The sequence below is a fragment of the Corynebacterium sp. S7 genome (assembly GCF_054401105.1).
Window position 1 is genome coordinate 29,136 of sequence record NZ_JBTIYK010000002.1, and the last position, 20,462, is coordinate 49,597.

Sequence of the window (20,462 nt, forward strand, 5' to 3'; positions counted from 1 at the left end):
CTTTAGCCGGTGATTACGTAGTCTTCACCGCTACCTTTACCGATTTTGCCGTACATGAGCATGGATAGCGTGTAAGCCATGTGTCCAATAGCGTTCCTACTGTTTCCACTTGTTGTTTCCTGTGGGTCGTCGCTTTGCACCGAGACCCACGCACCACGAAGGCCGTAAGGCTCGACCTCCTCAGAGATTCCTCCGGGGTTGATGGAGAAAGTAAGATTCATAGCGGTGTTGTCATTGAATAGATAGCCACGGGTGTTGGGGTCAATATTGGTGTTGAAAATCATGGTCGAATCCTCAACCAGCCCATTGGAGCTTGCATAAGCTAATCCATCATCGGCCAGAACAGACACCCCTGCTACGTCGTTTACATTCTCGAACTCCGTCACATTTTCCGAGCGGTTGTTGTAAAGATCGGAGTTCACATCACGGTTATATTCGTTCTGCTCTGCAGATAAGGCCGACACGGTGATGGTGGCGTTGTTGATGTCGCCGCCTGGGATGTCGGTGATGTCTGCGTCTTTGATGATGATGTCGCAGGTTTTGTGGCCGGATTGGGTGGGGTTGCCTTCCTGGAAGGACACGTCGACGTATTCTGCGTTGCCACCGTCTTCAGCGGTGTAGTACAAGACGAACTCTTCGGCCTTCTCAGTGAACATTGAGCTGCATCCTTCATTGGCGATGGAAGCAAAACGTTCATCGCTGCCTTCAAAATGAGGAGGTTTGGTGGGGATGGCGTTGGGTTCCTTCGCCGTTGTTTCCTGCCCGCCGGTACCGCCGTCTCCGGTTTCGCTGCTGGTACAAGACGCCAGAACAAGACCTGCGGATACAGCCACAGCAGTAGCGGTCAAAAGGTGGCGGGAGGAAGAGCGGTGAGGCATTTCTTGGACTTCTCTTTCTTAGCTTTACGTGGTTTGTGCTGGATTTAATGAACACAGGAATTCGTGAAAGAAAGTGATTCGATTAGAGTCCCCACCGAGATTCGAGTTCTTTTACCAACAGCTCAAAGCAATAGTGTTCTTCGCGCCAATCAAAACTGTAAGGGCGTCCCTGTGTTCTGCCCAGAGATTCGATGATGCTGGCCAAGACAGTGGGAGGATTCGAGATGACAGTAGCGATCGTCTCCTGTATGCAATCGAATCCAAACTCGCTACAGTCTTCCCTCTCCCGAAGCACAATAAGCAGGGCGCCAGACTCCCCCAGAGTTTCGAATATGGCGGTGGCATTTTCCTCATGCATTGTCGTGATCGGGACAATTGTCCGTTCGGCGACTTGTGCGCAGATCTGGGCCATGCCGCGACCTCCGTCGAGGATTGTGACTCCCCCGGGCCCAAGGTCTGCATCGATCGCTTGTATCCGGCGGTACTCCTGCACCGACTCGTCAAGCCCTTGCTTCTTTGCGATCGTGGTACTGAAAACTTGAAAAGGCAGAGGATCCGCATTCGCCTTGGCATTGATGGAGATCCCGTACGGCCCTGTAGTGGTTCCAGCAATCACATCGAGGGGATCGAGGACCGCCACTCCCCTCCCCTGTCGTGCTAGCTCGGAAGCGAGCAGCATTGAGGTAGTCGTTTTTGCTGCTCCACCTCGGTCATTTGTGACTGCAATGATCATTTTTCCTCCGAATCGATCAATATTGCCCTCAATGATACTTATAGTCTGTAGACCTTTGGTCATCATTTTCAGAGTTTTGATGGGTGGATAAAACTGAGGGCGATGATGCGCTACTTCGTGAATTTGGACAAAGGCTACGAACAATTCGTGAAGAGAAGACTCTTTCCCAAGAAGCGTTAGCTCATCTTGCAGGGCTTCACCGAACCTATGTCAGCTCGGTCGAGCGAGGCGAGCGGAATATTTCTTTGTTGAATATCCTTACGCTTGCCACAATCCTTGATGTTGATCCAGGGAAACTTGTTGAAGGCATGGAGCGGTGGCCTGGAGAGAAATGAGACCCCACGATGAATCTATGACTGTATGAACATACGTCCATATCGCCATATGTTCATAGTTGCTAAGAGTGGATAGAAACGACTTAGTCATCATACGGCCGAGACACTCTCTCGACACGTGTGGTCATATGGCTATATGTTCGTATGCTCATGTCGGTGGGCTGCTAGTGTCAGGGTATGGCAAACACCATTGCGGTTATCCAAACTAAAGGCGGAACAGGGAAAACGACAACAGCTATGATGCTCGCATTTGCGCTCGCATCCATGGGAAATCGGGTAGTTGTGCTCGATTCGGACAAACAGCGTTCCGCAGCTGACTGGTTCGATGATGCTGGTGGTGACATCGGCTTCGATGTCCGCTCAGTCCCCACTGATCGGACATTAAATACTGCACTCTCGCAATATGATGATTACGACTATGTTCTTGTAGATACCCCTCCCGGCAGCAACAGTATTGTGGAGGTTGCATCGCGTGCTGCCGACCTCGTCCTGATTCCAACGGGTGTTTCCCCCTTGGACATGAAACGAACCCAAGCGACCCTCGATTCATTTGAAGGATCCAACATTCCTGTTGCGGTAGTGCTTGTCAACGTCGATAAACGGGAGAAATTACTCGATCTGGCAGAAGAGAACCTTTCAGCCAATAGTCGTGCGGCTCTCGCTGACACGATCATCCCAACGCGGGCAGCCACTCGTGGTGCAGGTGGAACTATTCCGCGTATCACCACTAAGCCATTTCAGGAGTGGGTAGATCTAGCAGAAGAGCTAAAGGAAGCATTCTAGGAGGAGACATGGGAATTGGAAATGCAGCAAAAAAAGCAGAAGCGAGTGCCCGGAAAAAAGTCGGTACGAAAGAGAAGGCAGAAGTATCTGCTCCCCTAACGGGTTTTGAGGAGCGTTCTGCAACGTTGCGCATTTACGTTAAAGACAAGGCCCTTCTCAAAGAAGCTAAGTTGGCAGCCCTGGAAGATGACACTAGCTTGTCCCAGCTTTGGGAAGAGTGGGCAATGGAATGGTTGAAAAACCGTAAAAACTAATGGTAGTTAATATGACTGTAGGGCCATAGGGTCATATAGCTCTACAGCCATATATTTTACTTTCGGTATGCGACACTCCTAGATAGACAACCGCGTAGAAAGGGGACATCCACCACGGCTACTAGGGCGTTATGGGGTTACTTACGCACCTGTCATTTACACTAGGAAACATCCCTAGAAAAGAATGAAGGCCACCAGGCGGCAACCTGATGACCTTCGCTTATCACCCGGCACCAACCTGGGGGAAAGCATATACATGACTCTACCTAAAGCGGATCCCCCAGGCACAACCCGGCTCGCCAGTTTAGCTCCACCCCTCTATGACAAACGTGCATGCGGAGGGCTAGACGATACACCTGCAGGTGTCACAGACCGAGATGAGCTGATTGCCCACTTGGGGAGGACTACTTTGCATGGGTGCGTCAATAGAGATTTCACAAAATCATACAGACGCACCCAGGACGGGCGCTCTGTGCCACGTTTATACCGGGTTGATTCAGAAGCTCTTGGCAAATGCGAATACGTAATGCTCACCAACAAACAGCGAGCCACAGTCCTTGTTGTAGACATCGATCAACCAGGGACACCAGGCGGACACCCAACCAATTTGGCGGAAGATGTACGAGTCGCATTTCTCCAGCTTCTAGACCACAATCTCGGGCCGGCTTGGGTGGGAATCAACCCGCAATCAGGTAAAGCACAAGCCATCTGGCTGATTGATCCAGTTTATGCTGGAGAACAAGGAAAATCATCACCCATGAGTCTACTAGCGGCCACTAGCCGAGCTCTTGGTGAACTACTCGATCATGATCCTCATTTCGCCCACAGGTTTAGCCGTAGTCCGTTCTATACAGGGGATTCGCCCACTGCATATCGGTGGTATCGACAGCATGGTCGAGTTAACCGTCTTGGAGACATGATTAGGGAGGTCCGAGCAATGTCAGGCCAAGCCCAGCACGAAAAGAACCCTCGCCAACAGTTTTCAAGCGGACGGGAACTGATCAATGCGGTACGCACTCGACGTGAGGAAGCTCAAACGTTTAAAACCATCGCTGATGAAGTTGACGGCGAGATTGCCGGAGAGCTGGATCAATACGACCCCGAACTTATCGACGGGGTTCGCGTTTTACTTATACGGCAAGGTCGGGCAGCCCGTGATGAAACCGCATTCCGCCATGCGCTTAAAACTGGTCACCGTCTGCGCAAAGCAGGGGAGAGGATGACGGATACGGCGCTTATTGATGCCTATGAACACGCCTACAAAGTTGCCCAACGGGTAGGAGCTGATGGACGCGATGAGGAGATGCCACCGCTACGTGATCGCCAAACGATGGCACGGCGAGTGCGCGGATACGTTATAGCATCTAAGACAAATGAATATGGGAACTCATCTTCCCCAGGCCGTGCGACAAGCAGTGAGCGTAAAGCGCTTTCCACTATGGGACGGCGAGGCGGCAAGAAGGCTGCAGAACGTTGGAATAACACCGACAGTGAGTACGCGCAGAATGAACGTAGGAAACTTGAAGCCGCCAACAAGAAGAGGGCTCTAGGAGGACGCGTCGGTGCTCGCCAGATTGCCAACTTTTTTGATGACCATATGTTCCAGACAGGCAACTACCCAACCATCCCGCAGGCTATGAAGGAGTTTGGCGTTTCGCGCCCAACGGTGAAACGAGCTTTGAAAAAAGCAGGGATTACTTTGCCCAGAGGACGACCAAAAGCTGAAAAATAAATGGGTCAGGCCGTAAGCAATATACGGTTCCCCTGCCGTGAGGCAGTAGGTACTTATTTCAGGTTAGCGAAAGCACGTCAACCATTTCACCTTCGTTTGGTTTACGTGCTTTCGCTGTTCTCTTTAGCCGAAACAGGCGGTGTAGCGCGTAGGTCCTGGGGGCGAGGTATGAACGTAAGCCCGCTTGTTGCTACCGGCACCAGGGAGGGCGACTAGTGTGTCGGCTACGAACGGTGTTTACGTCCTTTACCCCGTGGTGCTTCCATGGCTATACGCTGTTGCGTACGTTTGTATGATCGTACTTTCTTGAGGTTGTGATGCAGGCTCCGTGGCGTCCTCCTGATTGGAGTCCTAGGGAGCGCCGGAATTCTCCGTGTGTGTTTAGCTCGCCTGACGATGCTCGCTCTGCAAACGACCAGATGAGAGTCCGACTTTGTCGGCGATTTGGGTAATGGTGTATCCCAAGTCATACAGCTCTGACATTGCGTCTGCGATTTCGATGTTGGTGGTGTCGGCGGTCTTGACTCCCCGCGCTACGGTTGCGAGATTATCCGCGGTCGTATCGACTCGAGCGCGCTGCTCACATTCAAGTCGTTTCTTAATTTCTGCCTTGGTATTCCTCTGTGCTATCGCCTCGGCCCTCACTTGATAGTCCGCGTTCGTTTATTTCTAGATCCCAACTACGGACCTGACCCCCGTTTGGTAGACACCTAACATCCCAACAATCTGGGACTGAAAGGTAATCTCCACACCATGCCAAGCAAGACCTACACCGAAGAGTTCAGACGCGATGCCGTCGCGCTCTACGAGAACTCCCCGGGCACCTCGCTCCAGACCATCGCCACTGATCTTGGGATCAACCGTGCCACCCTGCATAACTGGCTGAAAAAATACGGCACCGGTGCCCGCACCAAGATCAGCTCTAAGGATTCAGCTTCCCCGGCCTCGGTGACGGAGGCCGAGCGGATTCGACAACTCGAACGAGAAAACGCCCGGCTCCGGGAAGAACGTGACATCCTGCGGAAAGCCGCTAAATATTTCGCGGAAGAGACGAACTGGTGATCCGCTTCCGGTTCGTTGATGACGCCCAGAAGAACCATTCGGTTAAGCGGTTGTGCGAGGTGTTAAAACTCAACAGATCTTCGTTCTATAAATGGAAAAACAGCAGTTCAGCCCGCAGGAAACGCCTCATGTCCGACGCGATCCTCGGCGCCCGCGTCAAGACTGTATTCGCTGCCGAACGCGGTTGCTATGGGGCGAAACGGATCACGGCTGAACTCAAAGACCAGGCCGGTCATGGCCCCGTGAACCACAAGCGGGTTGCCCGAGTCATGCGCGAACTCAAGCTGTTCGGATATACAAAGAAACGCAAGGTCACCACGACCGTCTCAGATCAGAAGAAACCCGTGTTTCCTGACCTTGTCGGCCGGAAATTCACTGCCGATAAACCAAACCAGCTCTACGTCGGGGACATCACCTACCTGCCGATTGCGGATGGGTCGAATATATATCTGGCCACGGTCATTGATTGCTATTCTCGCCGACTTGTTGGTTTCGCGATCGCGGATCATATGCGCACGTCCCTGGTGCAGGATGCTTTGCTGATGGCTAAGGGCCAGCGTGGAAGCCTTAAAGGTGCGATTTTCCACTCGGATCACGGCAGCGTTTACACCTCTCACGCATTCCAGGACACCTGCAAAGAGCTTGGAATTAGGCAGTCAATGGGATCAATCGGCACCAGTGCGGACAACGCGTTAGCGGAGTCTTTCAACGCTGCGCTGAAGCGGGAAGTCCTCAAGGATTCCAAGACCTTTGAGAATCAATTGCGCTGCCGCCGGGACGTGTTCCGCTGGTGTATCCGTTACAACACGGTGCGCCGACATTCCTGGTGTAAATATCTCGCGCCTGCGGTGTTTGAGGAGCGCGGTCCTGCTATCCTGAAATCTGCTTCCTGATTAAATCCTCCGTGTCCACTTCCCGGGGGTCGGGCCCTACCCACCGCTGCTACTTCGCACACTCAGCACAGCTTCACCCCACCCTAAGTTCATGCCTGCTGTCACGAACTACTGGCGTCTCACGACGCCACCACAGTGCGCACACCGTTGGCTGATAATCAGAATTTCGGTTTTGTGCAGGTCACAGACCCGCCGCAGGAGCGTGAAAACTTTTCCGTTCGTGCGTTAAAAACGGGTTAACGGCGGCGCTTCGCGGCCCGGCGTTGGGCACGATTCCCGCCCGTTTTCGACACCACTGCCGCCGCGTCCTCGGCAGCGACGGCGGCGTTGAGAACCTGGGCAAGTTCGTGAACCGCTGCAACCAATTCCTTGTGCTGCTCGGTTACGAAAAAATCGCGCCCTTCGCGCAGATTGCACGCCATTGCGCGCACGACTTTCGCCGCCTCCCCCGCTTCCTCGGCAGGGGTTCGTCGGTTCAAGCTCAGCTGGTTTCGCGCTTCGGCAAGCGCGTCCCGGTGGCGTTGCTCGCGTCGTTTGCGCGACGCCGCCGCGCGGCACGCATCTGAGCAGTAGCGCGCTTTTCGTCCTCGCGGGTCGGTTCTCGGGGGGATCGGTCCGCCGCAGTTCTCGCACTCGTTGCGCTCAGTCATGGGGCGATTATAACGAACGTTCGATATAATCGGTGCATTTTTCACAGGTCTCTGACCAGCACAAAACCGAAAGTCAGATTATCTGCCAAAGGTGTGTTGCTTTTGGTGAGTGTCGCGGCGCCGGCGCCGGCGCGGGCGCTGTGACGCGACGGTCGATGTGTGCGGGTCGATGCGGGGTCACGGAAGCGGTGTGTGAAACCGGGGTACAAGTGTGTTGGGGTCGTCATGGTGCGTGGATGGAGCATCATGCGGGAGAAGAGTGATGGTGGGGCAAGGAAGCCGTGAGGCTTCCGCGCCAGCGCGTCGACCGGGACGCGCATCCCCGGGAGATGAGCGCGATGTGCGCGGACGCATTCGACCCGGGTGTAAACATTGTTTACCGATAACCGAGCGGCAGTCCCCGCGCAAAAGTCATCCCCGGGTGGCGGTGGGGTCGGACCATATGTAAACAATGTGGTGCTGTTGCAAAGTTGGGCCAGGGTCGAAAAGCCCAACCTCAAGACATTAGTTGTCCTTGCTCCGGGGTGCTTAAGCTGTCTCGAATATCCGGCTGACGATCACCGCGTCCGGGTTCGGTTGCCCGTAAGCAAACATCGTCCCCTGGCCTTTCCGTAATGAATGCATCGCTTCCATCCCTTTCAACGTCCGGTAGGCGGAAATTCGGTTTTTGAACGCTCCCTTCGGCCCCAGGATTCTTTTAAGTCGGCCATGATCTCCCTCGATAACGTTGTTCAGGTATTTCACCTGCCGGTGCTCCACCGTCTGAGGGCAGATTCCCTCCGCCTTCAGCTCGGATATTGCCCTGGCCAGAGCTGGTGCCTTGTCGGTGTTGATGACCCGCGGGGACCCGGCTGTCGTATTCGACCTCAGGGTCTTGGCCAGGAAACGCTTGGCCGCCGCGACATTGCGCTTCGGGGAGAGATAAAAGTCCAGGGTCTGCCCACCGGCGGTAATAGCCCGGTAGAGATAGCACCACTTCCCGCCGACCCGGATGTAGGTCTCATCCACCCGCCAGGAACTGGCCTGCCAGTCGGGTACCTGCCGGTACCAGCGCGTCTGCTTATCCAGCTCAGGGGCGTATTTCTGCACCCAGCGGTAGATCGTGGTGTGATCGACTGGCACACCCCGCTCGGTCATCATTTCTTCGAGATCGCGGTAGCTCACCCCGTAGCGGCAGTACCACCGCACCGCCCACAGGATGATGTCACGGGGGAAATGCCGACCGGAGAAGATGCCCATGGCTCTGATTATTTCACGCCGGTCTTTCTACTGCCCCAACTTTGCAACAGCACCCTCCTGGGATGCCTCACCACGTCTAAGGGCGGAGCGACCATCGTCGAGCAGGTTGCGCTCCCGCCCCGCATAAGTTTCGACGTCACCGCGGCCAGTAATCCAGGATGCCCGCAGCGGCGGAAGACCGACGAGCGGGTCACTACCGGGCCCGGCGGTGCGGTAGACCCGAACAGGCGGGTTGGGTGCGCCGCCGGGACCATCTTCTAACGATATCTCCGTGACCGGGACCTGGAGGTCGTATTCTTGGTCATGGACGTGGGCTAGGGCGTGCTGAGCCGATGAGCTCATAATGAGGGTTCCTTTTCCTTCGCCGGCATTACCCGGACAGGTTCGACGGTCGCAGGCTGCAACAACCCGATCTCAGCCCTTGCATTGGGGCTCCCGTATGGACGGAACCAATCCTAACAGGCCGTTACACCCATCAGCCCGCCATATATGGCAGCGAGGGTCGCTCATTCCGTGACCGGGGCGGCATTCCTGGCACATTCATCGGGGGGCCTACGACCCGTGTAGAGTCTGCATTGCGGGATTTTCCTCGCACACCACCACCTGCAGTCTCTCCCATATTGTTGTCGAAAGTCATCTGCACAGATATCAGAAGGCGATGTTGGGTGGAGGGGTTACGAACGCCTGAGTTTCATTTCCCCATGGTCTCTGCGGCTCGGCATTGTCGGTCCGTCTCGAGCATTCGGCTAGTAGTGCTTTGTTAGGTGGGGGCGCGGCCGCAGTACGGGCAATAGGCCAACAACCTGATGACAGCGGTCTGGAGTTCGGCGAGTGTGACATAGAAACTCACACCGCCTTGCGAGCTTTTGGGTCCGCAGCCAACCGTTGGATAGTGACAAACAGATGCGCCGCGGTCACTAACACCGTGTGGTGATGCCAGCCCAACCAGCTGCGCCCCTCGAAATGATCCAGACCCAGCCCGTGTTTCAACCTCGATCCACCGATGTGCCCTCGGTAAGCGATTGAGATCGGTTGCAGGCACCGTCAGGGATTTCGGGCAAGAGTGATCCCCAGATCACGTCGTCGTCTGGTTGTTCCACGAATTGGTAGGTCGGCTCGGGCCGGAGGGTTTCGGCTCAGGTGGTCAGGAAGAAACAACAGCCGGTGGCGAGTGACCGTGCTCGAACAGCTTCCGCCACTGCGGCTCCCATTTCCAGCCCTGCGGTAGGTGCAGGACCAACCGTCGTGCCCTACGAGCAATGCGGGCCGCCACCATGACGATCCGACGCCGGATCGTCGCAGTCGTAGCCCTGGCCAGTGCCCCGGCCGCGATGGTCCCGGCAGCCCTGGTGAGGTTGAAGGCCATGACCGCCACCACCAACCACGCCGCGTTCGCGGTGAACACACCTGAAGGCATATGCGCCAGCGCACTGTTTTTCAGGTCGGCGTTGACCTGCTCAATGATCGCGTGCTGCTGGTGGGTTTTATCCGCGGCCACGGTATCGATGAGACCTGAGTCGGCGGTGGTGAACACCGCATGGAAGCGGTGCAGATCAAACAGTCCCGGTTGATCAAGATCCTTTTTGTTCAGCTCTGGGATCCGGCGCACCACCAGCCGACCGGGAACCTGATCAGCCTCCTTCTTCGATGCAAAAGCGACGAAGGAGATTTCCGCGACTTCTGCTGAGGAGATCCATCGCTGGGTGTCCTCGTCGAAAAGCGCGTCGGTGTACTCAATTGTTTCCCAGGACGTGTCCGGGATCGTGGCGATCGCGTTCTGGATGTTGGGCGTCATCCGCGCGGTGATCGACACATCCGCACCTGCGGTCAGTGCTGCATGGATGCTGGGCCGGCCGTAGAAAGCGGAGTCCGCACGCACCAGCATTTTCTGGTGCTGGAGTCCCGGTAACCGCCTGGTGGTGGTGATCGCATCAGCAATCAACCGGCCGGCCCCACGCGGGGAGCCACATGAGCCTTTGCGCAGGCGCTGTGCGATGACCACCGGAGCGGAATCGGGTGTGGTCACCGTGGCCAGCAGGGCGTTGAGGCCACGGACCCCGGAGTAGCCGAAGCCGGCACCTTGTTTCTGATGGCCATGGACTTCGATGATGGTGTCGTCGACATCGACAAGCACGTACCCGCCGGTGTCGGCGGGCACCAGGACCGGTGACTGTGCTGCCAGTCCGGTGAGGAAGCGCGAGGCGACGGCGTCGAGTTGGCGGATGTGCCCGAAGGTGAAGGACCGGAGGAAGGAACCCAGGGTCGACGGTGCGTAGACCTGGTTGAACAGTCGGTTCATGCCGCCGTGGCGCAGCTGGTCCATATCAATGATGGAGTCGGCGCCGGCGACCATTCCGGCGATCAGGGTGGTGATCTTCGCCCCAGCGTTAGCGCCCTTGTCGCCTGCGACGGTCATCTGGTCTTGTGCCAGGGCAGTCAGCCCGGCTTCGTCCGCCAGGCGCATGACCGGGACCAGCCCGGCAGCCGACACGAGGTTCGGATCGTCGAATGATGCTGACATGGCTGCGGGAGTGTGAGATAGTTGCACCTGAGAGATGCTCTTTCTTGACGGGGATTACGGACCTTAGACAAGTCGTATTATCCCATGTCAGAGGGGCATTTCTTTTATTCCCACACCGCTGAAACCGGAATCACATCGGTGGATCCAGGCTAAGGACCCGCAAGGAGCTGGAGGGATAGCCCCCGCAGGCCCGGCCCATATCAGGCACAGGCTTCCAGATACTTCTTCAACACGAGACCAATGGGTGAATCATCCAAGTTAATGGAGTAGACGCATACCTTGGATGTCGAGTCTCAGCGGACAAATATGTGCTCGTTTGCGGACGTCATCGCTGGCGCTACGCGCAGGAGAAAACCTCAAGGTCTTCAGGGCTGCCGGCGACGACGATGAGGTCAGTTGATGACAATGGGTAACCGGATGAGAGGGGCTCCCACCGACCCGTGCCCGTACGAACGGACACCAGGTACACATGGTATTTTTCCCAAATCCGTTGGACATCCAGTGTTCCGAAAAGCAGGACCGACGGCGGGGCCAGCTTGATCACACCGTAGTTCTCGTCCAACTCGGCGAAGTCCTGAAACCGACCGCCCAGGAGGTGTGCGATCCTGCGGCCAGTGTCGTGTTCGGGTCGAACGACATGGTGCACACCGATCTGGGTGAGGATGCGGGCATGCGGATCGGAATCAGCCTTGGCCCAGATATCACGGATACCCAGCTCGACGAGGTTGGATGCGGTGAGGATGGAGGCTTCCAGATGCGACCCGATGGCCAAGACCACCCTCTCGACCTCATCCACGCCGAGCTGCCGTAGTGCTTCCACATCGGTGGCGTCCGCGACAGCAGTGTCGGTGAGATCAGCGGCGTGGTCGCGGACAAGCTTGTCATCGGCGTCGATACCGAGGACTTCCACACCATATCTCGTGAGTTCTCTGGCCAGAGAAGAGCCGAAGCGTCCCAGCCCGATGACGACCACTGGGGAGATATCGATCTTGCGTCTGCTCCGCAGCGCGGAGCCTGGAAACTTAGCCAATGAACGGCCTTTCCGTGGGGTAGTCGAATCTGCGGACAACGTTACGGGCGGCTAGCGCAGCCACCAGCGTGATAGGACCGACCCGTCCGAGATACATCAACAGGCAGAGAATGATCTGCGAGGGAGCACTCAAATCCGCGGTGATACCGGTCGATAAGCCTACCGTGGCGAAAGCGGAGATTACCTCGAAGCTCAGCTGATCGGCGGTGAACTGCGGCTCGAGGATGCGCAGGGCCCCGACCGCGAGTGTAACCACGCCGACACCGGCAGCGGCCACCGTCATTGCCTGACGTACCACGGTGTGAGGGATCCGTCGACGCCCCACTGAGGTGTCACGCTGGCCCTGGAACTCGGCAACCATCGCCGCGAGCAGCACGATCGCCGTGGTGATCTTGATACCTCCAGCAGTGCCAGCGGAACCGCCGCCGATGAACATTAGGATATCGGTGCCCATCAGGGTTACCGGGTTCATCTCCGCGTAGTCGACGGAGTTGAATCCAGCGGTGCGTGGGGCGGTCCCCTGGAAAAACGCCGTGAGCCATTTCGTCCCGAGCGACATATCGCGGAGCACGCCGTTCCATTCGATAGCAGCCACCATGATCGTTCCGGCGACAATCAGAACACCGGTGCCGACCAAGGTCATCCGCGTAGTCACTGACAACCGGTATGTACCGGGGGATACTCCACGCAGGCGGGCGCGGATCCGGTCCCGGACACGGGACACCAGCTCCGCAAGGACCGGATAACCCAGCCCGCCAATGATGAAGGCACCGGCCAGCGGGACAAGGACCCAGGCATCACTGGCATAGGGCATCAGGCTGTCCGCACGCAGTCCGAATCCGGCGTTGTTGAACGCGGAAATGGCGTGGAAGATCCCCTCCCAGGTGGCCCGAAGTGGGGACATCTCGTAGGTCGTTGCGAAACGCAGTCCGACGGTAAGAGCAACCACCGCTTCACAGACCACGGTGAGCACAAGGGTGGCCATGAGCGTCTTCCGAATGCCCCCAAGTGACAGGGGGCGCCCTTCCGCCGCGGTGGCTTGTCGGGACCGTAGGCTGATCCGCCCGGTCAATAACATGCCCGTTAAGGAGGTAAGGCTCATGATGCCGAACCCGCCTAGCTGGATCAGGGAGAGCACTGTGGCTTGCCCTGTGAAACTCCAGTAGCTTCCGGTGTCGACGACGATGAGACCGGTCAGCGACACTGCGGAAGTGGCGGTGAACAGGGCCGCGCGGAACGGGGTGAACTGGCCGTCCGCCGAGGCAAACGGCAGGGTCAGGACAAACGCACCCACCAGGATCAGACCAAGGAAGCCTGCGGCGGCAAGTTGGGCCGGTCGTAGCCAGCTGGACGGTGATTTTCGTTCCACCGGAGGGATCCTAATCCTGTTTCCCCGATACCGCTAGCCTGCCGCCCCGAAACTATGGCGTTAGTCCACGACAAAGGTTGATGCGCCAGCGATTGCGGATACTTCTTGGGAATGCGCTTGTGCGTGCATCACGAAATCTGTGCCTCCTGCGCTAACTTTAGCTTTTAGGTCTAGATTCCCCCGGGCCTAGTGCAAGGTTGAACCGGGGTGGTGTATTCCACTGAGCATGATGTGTCCTACTGCTGGCTTCAGGGCTTGTGCTGGCCGCTGCCGCCGGCGGACCCTGGTTGGTCGTCACGATTCGTGGAGCGTTCAGTGGTATCGCGCTTCGGCCGGGTCGGATCGGTAGAACCGGTGCCCAGACGTTTGTCCACCATGCCGCGGGCCTTTCTGATCTTGGTGGCCTTGTCTGCGCTAAGTTTTCCGGTGGCGAATTTTTCTGCCTTGTCGAGGGCCTGTCCGGTGGTCTTTTTGCCGGATGGGCTGTTCAGGAAGTCCTTGGCTTTGCCCATGATTTTCATGATTGTGTCCTTTCGTCGGTGTTTTCAGCATTCTGATCGCATTAGATGTGCGAAGTGCGCATCCCTGACGATAGCGGTTCTTCCTCTCGATCAGTGGGCGCCACCTGAAGTATCACAAAACCGCACCTCCCATTCCATTCCAATACACAGGGTATGAAGTGGGGAAGATTAGCTTGGCGGTCTTTCGCGGTCAGCCAGAGATTAATAGCGTCTCACGGGCACATCCTAATGAGGCTGGCGATTTTCAATGAGGACGCCCCGCCCTAGTTCCAAGGAAGTGGGGCACTCGTCCAAAATGTCAGAGTCGGGAGGGTTGATCTAGATCAGTTCGTTGGTCAGGAGTGTTGCTAAATCGGTCGTTTACGTGACACGCATCGAAAAAATATCGTTATCAGGGTCAGAAGGCGATTGCACAGACCCTGCCTGGCCAGCAGGGCTATGCACACGCCTTCTGACCACTATCTGGTCACTACCTGCGTGCACAAGACGACAAGTGTCAGAAGTCCCGTTCACCAACCCTCACCGCAGGCTGGGGTTTGAGGTGTCAGGGATGTCTGCGGCGGTGTGGGTCTCCACCGGCCGCGGTGGCAGGTGCCGGTAGAGACTGGAGCGGGTGATGCCGGTCTTCTCCACAATTTTGCTCATCGAGTACCCCTCGTTGCGCAGGTGTTCTGCGTATCGAAGTTTGTCTGGGTCCACCACACTGGGCCGGCCCACCCGTTTTCCCTTTGCCTCGGCCACTGCCCGGGCATGGGCTGCGCGCTCGACGGCGTAGGTGCGTTCCATCTGCCCAAACAGCGAGAGGATCACCACCGCCAACTGCGCCATCGGATCATTCGGGTTCGAGGAATCCACCGTGATGGGATCGGCCAGGGTGCGCACCCCGACCTCACGCTCCTGAAGTTCATGGATCAGGTTCAGCGTGTCCCGGACGGTGCGACCCAACCGGTCGAGGGTGTGAACGACGATGACATCACCCGCGCGGGCTTGCTCAAGGGCTTGCTGTAGGCCGGGCCGGTTCGTGGTGGATCCGGATTTCTTGTCGACGTAGATGTATTTATCCGCAACACCTTCTTTGCGTAGCGCGTCGATCTGACGGTCGAGGTCTTGTTTCGCCGTGGAAACCCGGGCGTATCCGATATCCATGACCCACAGCGTACCGGAATTCTATTCTGCAGCAGATTTTGTGAGACAGTTGGTTGGAATAGCTTGTGGAACAGTGCCGTCCGGGGGTTATGTATTTTCACTTGGTTTCATTAAGGGTGTTCCACTTCCTTGGAAGTGGGACACCTTGATCGGTACGTGGGCCGCCACTGGCCTGGGCCGGAAGCTGCCGGCAATAGCCCTCACCTTTAAATCACGTCGGGAACACCGCCAACTAGGCAACCGCTTCCTTCCTGCGCAGTGAAGGCCTCAGCCTGAAAGTGCAGACGACCTCTGGCAACGACGCCACCCCATGTCGAAGTTAGTTCAGCAACAGCTGTATAGTTCAGCACATGCTGACTATTGCTTCTCATCTAGACGTGATGAACCGGTTGGGTCGGGCCATGGCGGATCCGACTCGTTCCCGCATTCTCCTGGCGCTGCTGGAGGGGCCGGCCTACCCGGCCGCTCTCGCCCAGGATCTGGAACTGACGCGCTCGAACGTGTCGAACCATCTCGCCTGCCTGAGGGACTGCGGAATTGTTGTCGCCGAACCGCAGGGGCGACAGACCCGCTACGAGATCGTTGATGCTCATCTGGCGCAGGCGTTGAACGCGTTGCTGGATATCACCCTGGCCGTCGATGACAACGCCGAATGCATCGACGCCGGATGCGCCGTACCTGGGTGTGTCACTGGACAGGAGAGTGCGTAGTGGTAACCGGTCTACTGTCGGCGATTGGTCTGTTTATCGCCACCAATATCGACGACATCATCGTGCTCTCGCTGTTTTTTGCCCGCGGGGCGGGGCAAAAAGGGACCACGCTTCGGATTCTGGCTGGTCAGTACCTCGGCTTCATGGGCATCCTCGCGGCCGCAGTCCTGGTCACGCTGGGGGCAGGAGCATTCCTACCTGCTGAGGCGATCCCGTACTTCGGACTAATTCCCCTGGCCCTGGGACTATGGGCGGCCTGGCAGGCCTGGCGAAGCGATGATGACGACGATGATGATGCGGAGATCGCCGGGAAAAAGGTGGGTGTGCTGACCGTCGCCGGTGTGACGTTTGCCAACGGTGGCGACAATATCGGCGTCTACGTCCCGGTCTTCCTCAACGTGGACACTGCCGCCGTCATCATCTACTGCATCGTTTTCCTCGTCCTGGTGGCAGGCCTGGTCCTGCTGGCAAAGTTCGTGGCCACCCGCCCGCCCATCGCAGAAGTCCTTGAGCGCTGGGAGCACGTGCTGTTCCCGATCGTCCTGATCGGCCTGGGCATCTTCATCCTCGTCAGCGGCGGCGCCTTCGGTCTCTAATAAGCCCATCCCGAGCGCCCGGGTGGCCTATCCAGGTGTTGCCATCGGCGTCGATTGAACCGCCATTCGAAGCCGCGGAAAAACCGCCAAACGAAGCTGCAAGTCACAGCCTCCACGCTTCTTCTTTCGTTTCTTGCCACTTTTCTTGGATGGAGGGGGCGACTCTACGCGGAAAATATAGCTTGCCTCTTCTTCACACCAAGTTCCATCAGGTGCTGCATGCCCACTAAAATGAGTTTCCCCAAGGTAAACCTGCATAACCCGCCGACAGAAAGGGCAGGACGCCTTACCTTCAGTTACGCGAACGATTGGTGGCTGCAATGTCCTTACCTATCCTTCCCCCCTGGAATGCGTCTATCGGTCTTCCCCAGAAACGACCAGGTCGAAAAAGCGCTCAAAGAACGCCGTGAGCTTGGTGATGACTCGCTGCTTCACACCATCCAAAGACTGATCCTGGTTCTTCGCAAACCGTGACAACCGGGGCAGGATCTCCACGATTTCAGTACCGGAGGTGCGCAGCTCACCGTCGCGGAGGGCCTGCTCGACGAACTTCTTCGCCGGCTCATCCCTCAGACGTTCACCCTCGATAATCTCATCGAGTTCCGCGTTCTTCCGCCCCTCGATGAACTGGCGCCAGGCCGCGTCGACCTCAGCGTCCTTCTGCGTCGAGATGGAGTCTACAAAGGCCTCCACCAGATCCTTCTTGTTGCGCAGTGACGGGGACGCGTCCACGGCACGGCTGATCTCGGAACGCAGTTCCTTGTCGTCCCCGTCACCTTTTTCCTGACGGTGCTTCTCCACCAGCATGAGGATGTAGTCGACGTTGATCTCGACCTGCTTGATCAGCTCAATCTCGAAGACGACGTCCTCGTCAATGGACTCATGCTCGGCACGCTCCTGACTACGGCGCTGTTGGTACAGATCCAGGTACAGGCTCTGGTAGTCCTGCATCATCCGGGGGCTGAGCGGATTGTCCGAGGTCTCCGGGTCCACGAACTTATCAAAGCTGGTCAGGATATTGTGCAGGCGCAGGATCCCGCTAAACAGCACGATGAAGTTCTTCTGCCCCTTCTCACTCTCAATGACCGGGACACTGCCGTCTGGACCGAGCGGGAAGTCCTCGAACAGAGAGTTCACGGCGCTCTGGTACTGCGTCAAGTGCTCTGCATAAGACTTCATCAGCACCACACCGCGGGCATCCTTGTTGCCGAACAGCGAGATCGCGTCGTTGGTTTCGTCCTCCAGGTCGCGGAAGGAGACGATGTTGCCAAAGGTCTTGACCGAGTTCAGGATGCGGTTGGTCCGCGAAAACGCTTGGATCAGGCCGTGGTAGCGCAGGTTCTTGTCCACGAACAAGGTATTCAGCGTCGTGGCGTCAAAACCCGTGAGAAACATGTTGACCACGATGACCAGGTCAACCTCGCGGTTTTTCAACCGCAGCGACAGGTCCTTGTAGTAGTTCTCGAAACGGTGCTGTTGCAAAGTTGGGGCAGTAGAAAGACCGGCGTGAAATAATCAGAGCCATGGGCATCTTCTCCGGTCGGCATTTCCCCCGTGACATCATCCTGTGGGCGGTGCGGTGGTACTGCCGCTACGGGGTGAGCTACCGCGATCTCGAAGAAATGATGACCGAGCGGGGTGTGCCAGTCGATCACACCACGATCTACCGCTGGGTGCAGAAATACGCCCCTGAGCTGGATAAGCAGACGCGCTGGTACCGGCAGGTACCCGACTGGCAGGCCAGTTCCTGGCGGGTGGATGAGACCTACATCCGGGTCGGCGGGAAGTGGTGCTATCTCTACCGGGCTATTACCGCCGGTGGGCAGACCCTGGACTTTTATCTCTCCCCGAAGCGCAATGTCGCGGCGGCCAAGCGTTTCCTGGCCAAGACCCTGAGGTCGAATACGACAGCCGGGTCCCCGCGGGTCATCAACACCGACAAGGCACCAGCTCTGGCCAGGGCAATATCCGAGCTGAAGGCGGAGGGAATCTGCCCTCAGACGGTGGAGCACCGGCAGGTGAAATACCTGAACAACGTTATCGAGGGAGATCATGGCCGACTTAAAAGAATCCTGGGGCCGAAGGGAGCGTTCAAAAACCGAATTTCCGCCTACCGGACGTTGAAAGGGATGGAAGCGATGCATTCATTACGGAAAGGCCAGGGGACGATGTTTGCTTACGGGCAACCGAACCCGGACGCGGTGATCGTCAGCCGGATATTCGAGACAGCTTAAGCACCCCGGAGCAAGGACAACTAATGTCTTGAGGTTGGGCTTTTCGACCCTGGCCCAACTTTGCAACAGCACCGGTGATTTTGCTTCACCGATGACCACGGAGGGCCAGAACAGATCGATGTAGCCACTGTTGCCGGAGGAGCCTCGACGGGCGTCTTGTTCGAACAGATCCATGCGTGCGGCGTTGATGCCGAAGCAGGCAAGGAAGTCTGACCAGAATGATTGGGCGTATTTTTTCTCTAGTGCCCCCTCGCCTGTTGCCTTCCAGCCGTCGAGGCGGGTGCGCCAGCGGTGTTTGAACTGGTCGAGGTCACAGCGTACCTGGGTCAAGTCCGCGGGAGTGGTGTTTCTGCCTTTCGATAAAACAAGCAGCGTGACGACCTCAGGGACCGGCACGAGCTCGATGCTGGCGCGGGCTCATGCAACCTCCTGAGTGGATTCCCTGGCGTCGATCACAGAGCTGGCCATCATCGCCTTCGTCTGCTCCAGGCTCGTCAACGACATGTAGCGCTTCTGCTGGATCCAATCATCGTGCTGCTCCGCCAACACGGCACCGACGAGGCGGACGACGGCGTCGCGGTTGGGGAAGATCCCGACGACATCGGTGCGCCGGCGGATCTCCCGGTTCAACCGCTCGGTCGGGTTGTTCGACCACACCTTCGTCCACACGGCCTTCGGCGCGTTCGTGAACGCCAGCAGCTCATCGAGGGACTCCTCGAGGTAGTCCGCGACATGGGGGAACTTCTGCTCACAGAAGCCCACCACCTCCCGTGCCTGATCCCACACAGCCTGGGCGTCGGGTTGCTGAAAGATCGTCTGGAACATCGCCGACAATGTCGGCCACTGCGTCTTGGGCACAAGGCCGGAGAGGTTCTTCGAAAAATGCGTCCGGCACCGCTGCCAGGACGCGTTGGGCAGGACGTCGCTGATGGCGTGCTGGATGCCCAGGTGCGCGTCGCTGGTGACCAGGTACACCTGATCCAGGCCCCGGGCCTTGAGGTCGCGGAAGAACCCGGTCCAGGAGGCCACAGACTCGGATGTGGCGACCTGCATACCGAGTAACTCGCGGTAGCCTTCGGCATTGACGCCGGTGGCCAGCAGGACGGAGGTTTTGACCACGCGGCCGCCTTCACGGACCTTCATCGTCAGCGCGTCGCATGAAACATACAGGTAGGGTCCGGTATCCAGGGGCCGGGTCCGGAAGTCCTCGACCATGACGTCGAGGTCTTTGGCCATCTCTGACACCTGTGATTTCGACAGGTTGTTGATCCCCAAGCTGGCGACCAGGTCGTTCATCCTGCGGGTGGAGACACCTTTGAGGTAGCAGGTGGCGATCACGGTGGTCAGGGCCCGTTCGGCCCGGGTGCGTCGTTCCAGCAGCCAGTCGGGGAAGAACGAACCGGTACGCAGCTTGGGCACGGCGACGTCGATGGTGCCAACCCGGGTGTCGAGGTCGCGGTGGCGGTAGCCGTTGCGGACGTTGGTGCGGGACTCGGATGTGGTGGCGTATTCGGCGCCGCAGATCTGGTCGGCCTGGGTGGACAGGATCTGGTTGATGAAGCCCTGGAGCATCTGTCTCATCAGGTCCGGGGAGGCTTGAGACAGCAGGTCGTCGAGATAGGTGGTGGGGTCGATAGAATGGGGGCCAGCGGCCATCGTGGTGTCCCTTTCGAGGAGATGTAGGAGTTGATTCGAAAGGTACTGCGGTGGTCGCCTCGTGCATTCATGAGGGTTGTCACCGGCAGTTACAGATACACCACGCTAACGGACGCAACC

The 20,462-nt window shown here is 57.5% G+C and carries 22 protein-coding genes, 2 pseudogenes and 1 riboswitch; of the genes and pseudogenes, 8 read left to right on the forward strand and 16 right to left on the reverse strand.

All coding sequences use genetic code 11. The features are described 5' to 3' along the window. Nucleotides 1-2: 2 nt before the first annotated feature. Both ACXZ66_RS14075 and ACXZ66_RS14080 read right to left on the reverse strand, forming a co-directional pair. Nucleotides 3-878: a hypothetical protein gene (locus ACXZ66_RS14075; protein WP_018297231.1), complete on the reverse strand. Its 876-nt coding sequence runs from the start codon at nucleotides 876-878 to the stop codon at nucleotides 3-5. A gap of 82 nt (nucleotides 879-960) precedes the next feature. Further along, the gene (locus ACXZ66_RS14080; protein WP_458751448.1) at nucleotides 961-1,611 is read right to left on the reverse strand and encodes an AAA family ATPase; all 651 of its coding nucleotides are present in this window, start codon (nucleotides 1,609-1,611) and stop codon (nucleotides 961-963) included. A gap of 83 nt (nucleotides 1,612-1,694) precedes the next feature. Between ACXZ66_RS14080 and ACXZ66_RS14085 the strand changes: the two genes are divergently transcribed. The 4 genes from ACXZ66_RS14085 to ACXZ66_RS14100 all read left to right on the forward strand — a co-directional run bounded on the left by ACXZ66_RS14085 (nucleotide 1,695) and on the right by ACXZ66_RS14100 (nucleotide 4,715). Then, nucleotides 1,695-1,946, forward strand: a complete 252-nt coding sequence (locus ACXZ66_RS14085) for a helix-turn-helix domain-containing protein (protein ID WP_083912632.1) — start codon at nucleotides 1,695-1,697, stop codon at nucleotides 1,944-1,946. 177 nt (nucleotides 1,947-2,123) lie between these two features. Beyond that, a complete protein-coding gene (locus ACXZ66_RS14090; protein ID WP_033378012.1) occupies nucleotides 2,124-2,729 on the forward strand; it encodes a ParA family protein in 606 nt (201 codons plus the stop codon). Nucleotides 2,730-2,737: 8 nt separating this feature from the next. Continuing rightward, a complete protein-coding gene (locus ACXZ66_RS14095) occupies nucleotides 2,738-2,983 on the forward strand; it encodes a hypothetical protein (protein WP_018297228.1) in 246 nt (81 codons plus the stop codon). Nucleotides 2,984-3,455: 472 nt separating this feature from the next. Further along, the gene (locus ACXZ66_RS14100; protein WP_245533824.1) at nucleotides 3,456-4,715 is read left to right on the forward strand and encodes a replication initiation protein; all 1,260 of its coding nucleotides are present in this window, start codon (nucleotides 3,456-3,458) and stop codon (nucleotides 4,713-4,715) included. A gap of 381 nt (nucleotides 4,716-5,096) precedes the next feature. Here ACXZ66_RS14100 and ACXZ66_RS14105 read toward each other — a convergent pair whose 3' ends face one another. Further along, complete coding sequence (locus ACXZ66_RS14105; RefSeq protein WP_018297226.1) at nucleotides 5,097-5,360, reverse strand: hypothetical protein; 264 nt, start codon at nucleotides 5,358-5,360, stop codon at nucleotides 5,097-5,099. A 108-nt stretch (nucleotides 5,361-5,468) separates the two neighbouring features. On the opposite strand from ACXZ66_RS14105, the gene ACXZ66_RS14110 reads away from it, so the two are divergent. Next, nucleotides 5,469-6,670, forward strand: a protein-coding gene (locus ACXZ66_RS14110; RefSeq protein ID WP_458748508.1) for an IS3 family transposase whose coding sequence is annotated in 2 segments (ribosomal slippage) — nucleotides 5,469-5,763 and nucleotides 5,763-6,670 — 1,203 coding nt in all. Because the reading frame shifts where the segments join, the coding sequence is not laid out codon by codon here. 236 nt (nucleotides 6,671-6,906) lie between these two features. On the opposite strand, the gene ACXZ66_RS14115 is transcribed toward ACXZ66_RS14110, so the two are convergent. From ACXZ66_RS14115 to ACXZ66_RS14160, 10 genes and pseudogenes are all read right to left on the reverse strand, one after another. Then, the gene (locus ACXZ66_RS14115) at nucleotides 6,907-7,320 is read right to left on the reverse strand and encodes a hypothetical protein (RefSeq protein WP_083912634.1); all 414 of its coding nucleotides are present in this window, start codon (nucleotides 7,318-7,320) and stop codon (nucleotides 6,907-6,909) included. Between the two features lie 528 nt (nucleotides 7,321-7,848). Continuing rightward, nucleotides 7,849-8,559: an IS6 family transposase gene (locus tag ACXZ66_RS14120; protein ID WP_144741801.1), complete on the reverse strand. Its 711-nt coding sequence runs from the start codon at nucleotides 8,557-8,559 to the stop codon at nucleotides 7,849-7,851. Between the two features lie 54 nt (nucleotides 8,560-8,613). Then, a pseudogene (locus tag ACXZ66_RS14125) lies at nucleotides 8,614-8,901 on the reverse strand (phosphomethylpyrimidine synthase ThiC); the annotation flags it as partial. Next, a riboswitch (TPP riboswitch) is annotated at nucleotides 8,899-9,008 on the reverse strand. Its footprint overlaps the pseudogene before it by 3 nt. Nucleotides 9,009-9,405: 397 nt before the next feature. Then, a pseudogene (locus ACXZ66_RS14130) lies at nucleotides 9,406-9,549 on the reverse strand (IS701 family transposase); the annotation flags it as partial. A 154-nt stretch (nucleotides 9,550-9,703) separates the two neighbouring features. Then, complete coding sequence (locus tag ACXZ66_RS14135; RefSeq protein ID WP_458751450.1) at nucleotides 9,704-11,107, reverse strand: IS1380 family transposase; 1,404 nt, start codon at nucleotides 11,105-11,107, stop codon at nucleotides 9,704-9,706. A gap of 310 nt (nucleotides 11,108-11,417) precedes the next feature. Further along, entirely contained in the window at nucleotides 11,418-12,110 is a 693-nt protein-coding gene (locus ACXZ66_RS14140) for a potassium channel family protein (RefSeq protein WP_436406008.1), read from the reverse strand. Beyond that, complete coding sequence (locus ACXZ66_RS14145; protein WP_458751453.1) at nucleotides 12,103-13,479, reverse strand: TrkH family potassium uptake protein; 1,377 nt, start codon at nucleotides 13,477-13,479, stop codon at nucleotides 12,103-12,105. Before ACXZ66_RS14145 ends, ACXZ66_RS14140 begins: the two co-directional genes overlap by 8 nt. 248 nt (nucleotides 13,480-13,727) lie before the next feature. Beyond that, nucleotides 13,728-14,000: an Rv0909 family putative TA system antitoxin gene (locus ACXZ66_RS14150; protein WP_458751455.1), complete on the reverse strand. Its 273-nt coding sequence runs from the start codon at nucleotides 13,998-14,000 to the stop codon at nucleotides 13,728-13,730. A 519-nt stretch (nucleotides 14,001-14,519) separates the two neighbouring features. Continuing rightward, nucleotides 14,520-15,146 carry a recombinase family protein gene (locus ACXZ66_RS14155; protein ID WP_458751456.1) on the reverse strand — a complete coding sequence of 209 codons (627 nt, stop codon included), beginning with the start codon at nucleotides 15,144-15,146 and terminating at the stop codon, nucleotides 14,520-14,522. Nucleotides 15,147-15,352: 206 nt separating this feature from the next. Further along, entirely contained in the window at nucleotides 15,353-15,496 is a 144-nt protein-coding gene (locus tag ACXZ66_RS14160; protein WP_155268199.1) for a hypothetical protein, read from the reverse strand. Between ACXZ66_RS14160 and cmtR the strand changes: the two genes are divergently transcribed. Both cmtR and ACXZ66_RS14170 read left to right on the forward strand, forming a co-directional pair. Continuing rightward, nucleotides 15,497-15,856 (forward strand): Cd(II)/Pb(II)-sensing metalloregulatory transcriptional regulator CmtR, encoded by a 360-nt coding sequence (gene cmtR, locus ACXZ66_RS14165; RefSeq protein WP_290280009.1) that lies wholly within the window; start codon nucleotides 15,497-15,499, stop codon nucleotides 15,854-15,856. Then, nucleotides 15,856-16,452, forward strand: a complete 597-nt coding sequence (locus ACXZ66_RS14170; protein ID WP_046552205.1) for a cadmium resistance transporter — start codon at nucleotides 15,856-15,858, stop codon at nucleotides 16,450-16,452. Before cmtR ends, ACXZ66_RS14170 begins: the two co-directional genes overlap by 1 nt. 354 nt (nucleotides 16,453-16,806) lie before the next feature. On the opposite strand, the gene ACXZ66_RS14175 is transcribed toward ACXZ66_RS14170, so the two are convergent. Beyond that, complete coding sequence (locus tag ACXZ66_RS14175; RefSeq protein WP_458751458.1) at nucleotides 16,807-17,934, reverse strand: type I restriction endonuclease subunit R, EcoR124 family; 1,128 nt, start codon at nucleotides 17,932-17,934, stop codon at nucleotides 16,807-16,809. 41 nt (nucleotides 17,935-17,975) lie between these two features. Here ACXZ66_RS14175 and ACXZ66_RS14180 point away from each other — a divergent pair, with 41 nt between their 5' ends. Then, nucleotides 17,976-18,686 (forward strand): IS6 family transposase, encoded by a 711-nt coding sequence (locus ACXZ66_RS14180; protein WP_144741801.1) that lies wholly within the window; start codon nucleotides 17,976-17,978, stop codon nucleotides 18,684-18,686. On the opposite strand, the gene ACXZ66_RS14185 is transcribed toward ACXZ66_RS14180, so the two are convergent. Beyond that, complete coding sequence (locus tag ACXZ66_RS14185; RefSeq protein WP_458751460.1) at nucleotides 18,600-19,082, reverse strand: type IIL restriction-modification enzyme MmeI; 483 nt, start codon at nucleotides 19,080-19,082, stop codon at nucleotides 18,600-18,602. The genes ACXZ66_RS14180 and ACXZ66_RS14185 overlap by 87 nt on opposite strands. A 21-nt stretch (nucleotides 19,083-19,103) precedes the next feature. After that, nucleotides 19,104-20,342, reverse strand: a complete 1,239-nt coding sequence (locus tag ACXZ66_RS14190; RefSeq protein ID WP_458749673.1) for an IS256 family transposase — start codon at nucleotides 20,340-20,342, stop codon at nucleotides 19,104-19,106. Between the last annotated feature and the right edge of the window lie 120 nt (nucleotides 20,343-20,462).

Excerpts from the sequence above, each read along its gene's own strand:
- ACXZ66_RS14090 (WP_033378012.1), top strand. The coding sequence starts at position 2,124 with ATGGCAAACACCATTGCGGTTATCCAAACTAAAGGCGGAACAGGGAAA.
- ACXZ66_RS14120 (WP_144741801.1), bottom strand. The coding sequence starts at position 8,559 with ATGGGCATCTTCTCCGGTCGGCATTTCCCCCGTGACATCATCCTGTGG.
- ACXZ66_RS14080 (WP_458751448.1), bottom strand. The coding sequence starts at position 1,611 with ATGATCATTGCAGTCACAAATGACCGAGGTGGAGCAGCAAAAACGACT.
- ACXZ66_RS14155 (WP_458751456.1), bottom strand. The coding sequence starts at position 15,146 with ATGGATATCGGATACGCCCGGGTTTCCACGGCGAAACAAGACCTCGAC.
- ACXZ66_RS14095 (WP_018297228.1), top strand. The coding sequence starts at position 2,738 with ATGGGAATTGGAAATGCAGCAAAAAAAGCAGAAGCGAGTGCCCGGAAA.
- ACXZ66_RS14150 (WP_458751455.1), bottom strand. The coding sequence starts at position 14,000 with ATGAAAATCATGGGCAAAGCCAAGGACTTCCTGAACAGCCCATCCGGC.
- ACXZ66_RS14115 (WP_083912634.1), bottom strand. The coding sequence starts at position 7,320 with ATGACTGAGCGCAACGAGTGCGAGAACTGCGGCGGACCGATCCCCCCG.
- cmtR (WP_290280009.1), top strand. The coding sequence starts at position 15,497 with ATGCTGACTATTGCTTCTCATCTAGACGTGATGAACCGGTTGGGTCGG.
- ACXZ66_RS14190 (WP_458749673.1), bottom strand. The coding sequence starts at position 20,342 with ATGGCCGCTGGCCCCCATTCTATCGACCCCACCACCTATCTCGACGAC.
- ACXZ66_RS14180 (WP_144741801.1), top strand. The coding sequence starts at position 17,976 with ATGGGCATCTTCTCCGGTCGGCATTTCCCCCGTGACATCATCCTGTGG.
- ACXZ66_RS14075 (WP_018297231.1), bottom strand. The coding sequence starts at position 878 with ATGCCTCACCGCTCTTCCTCCCGCCACCTTTTGACCGCTACTGCTGTG.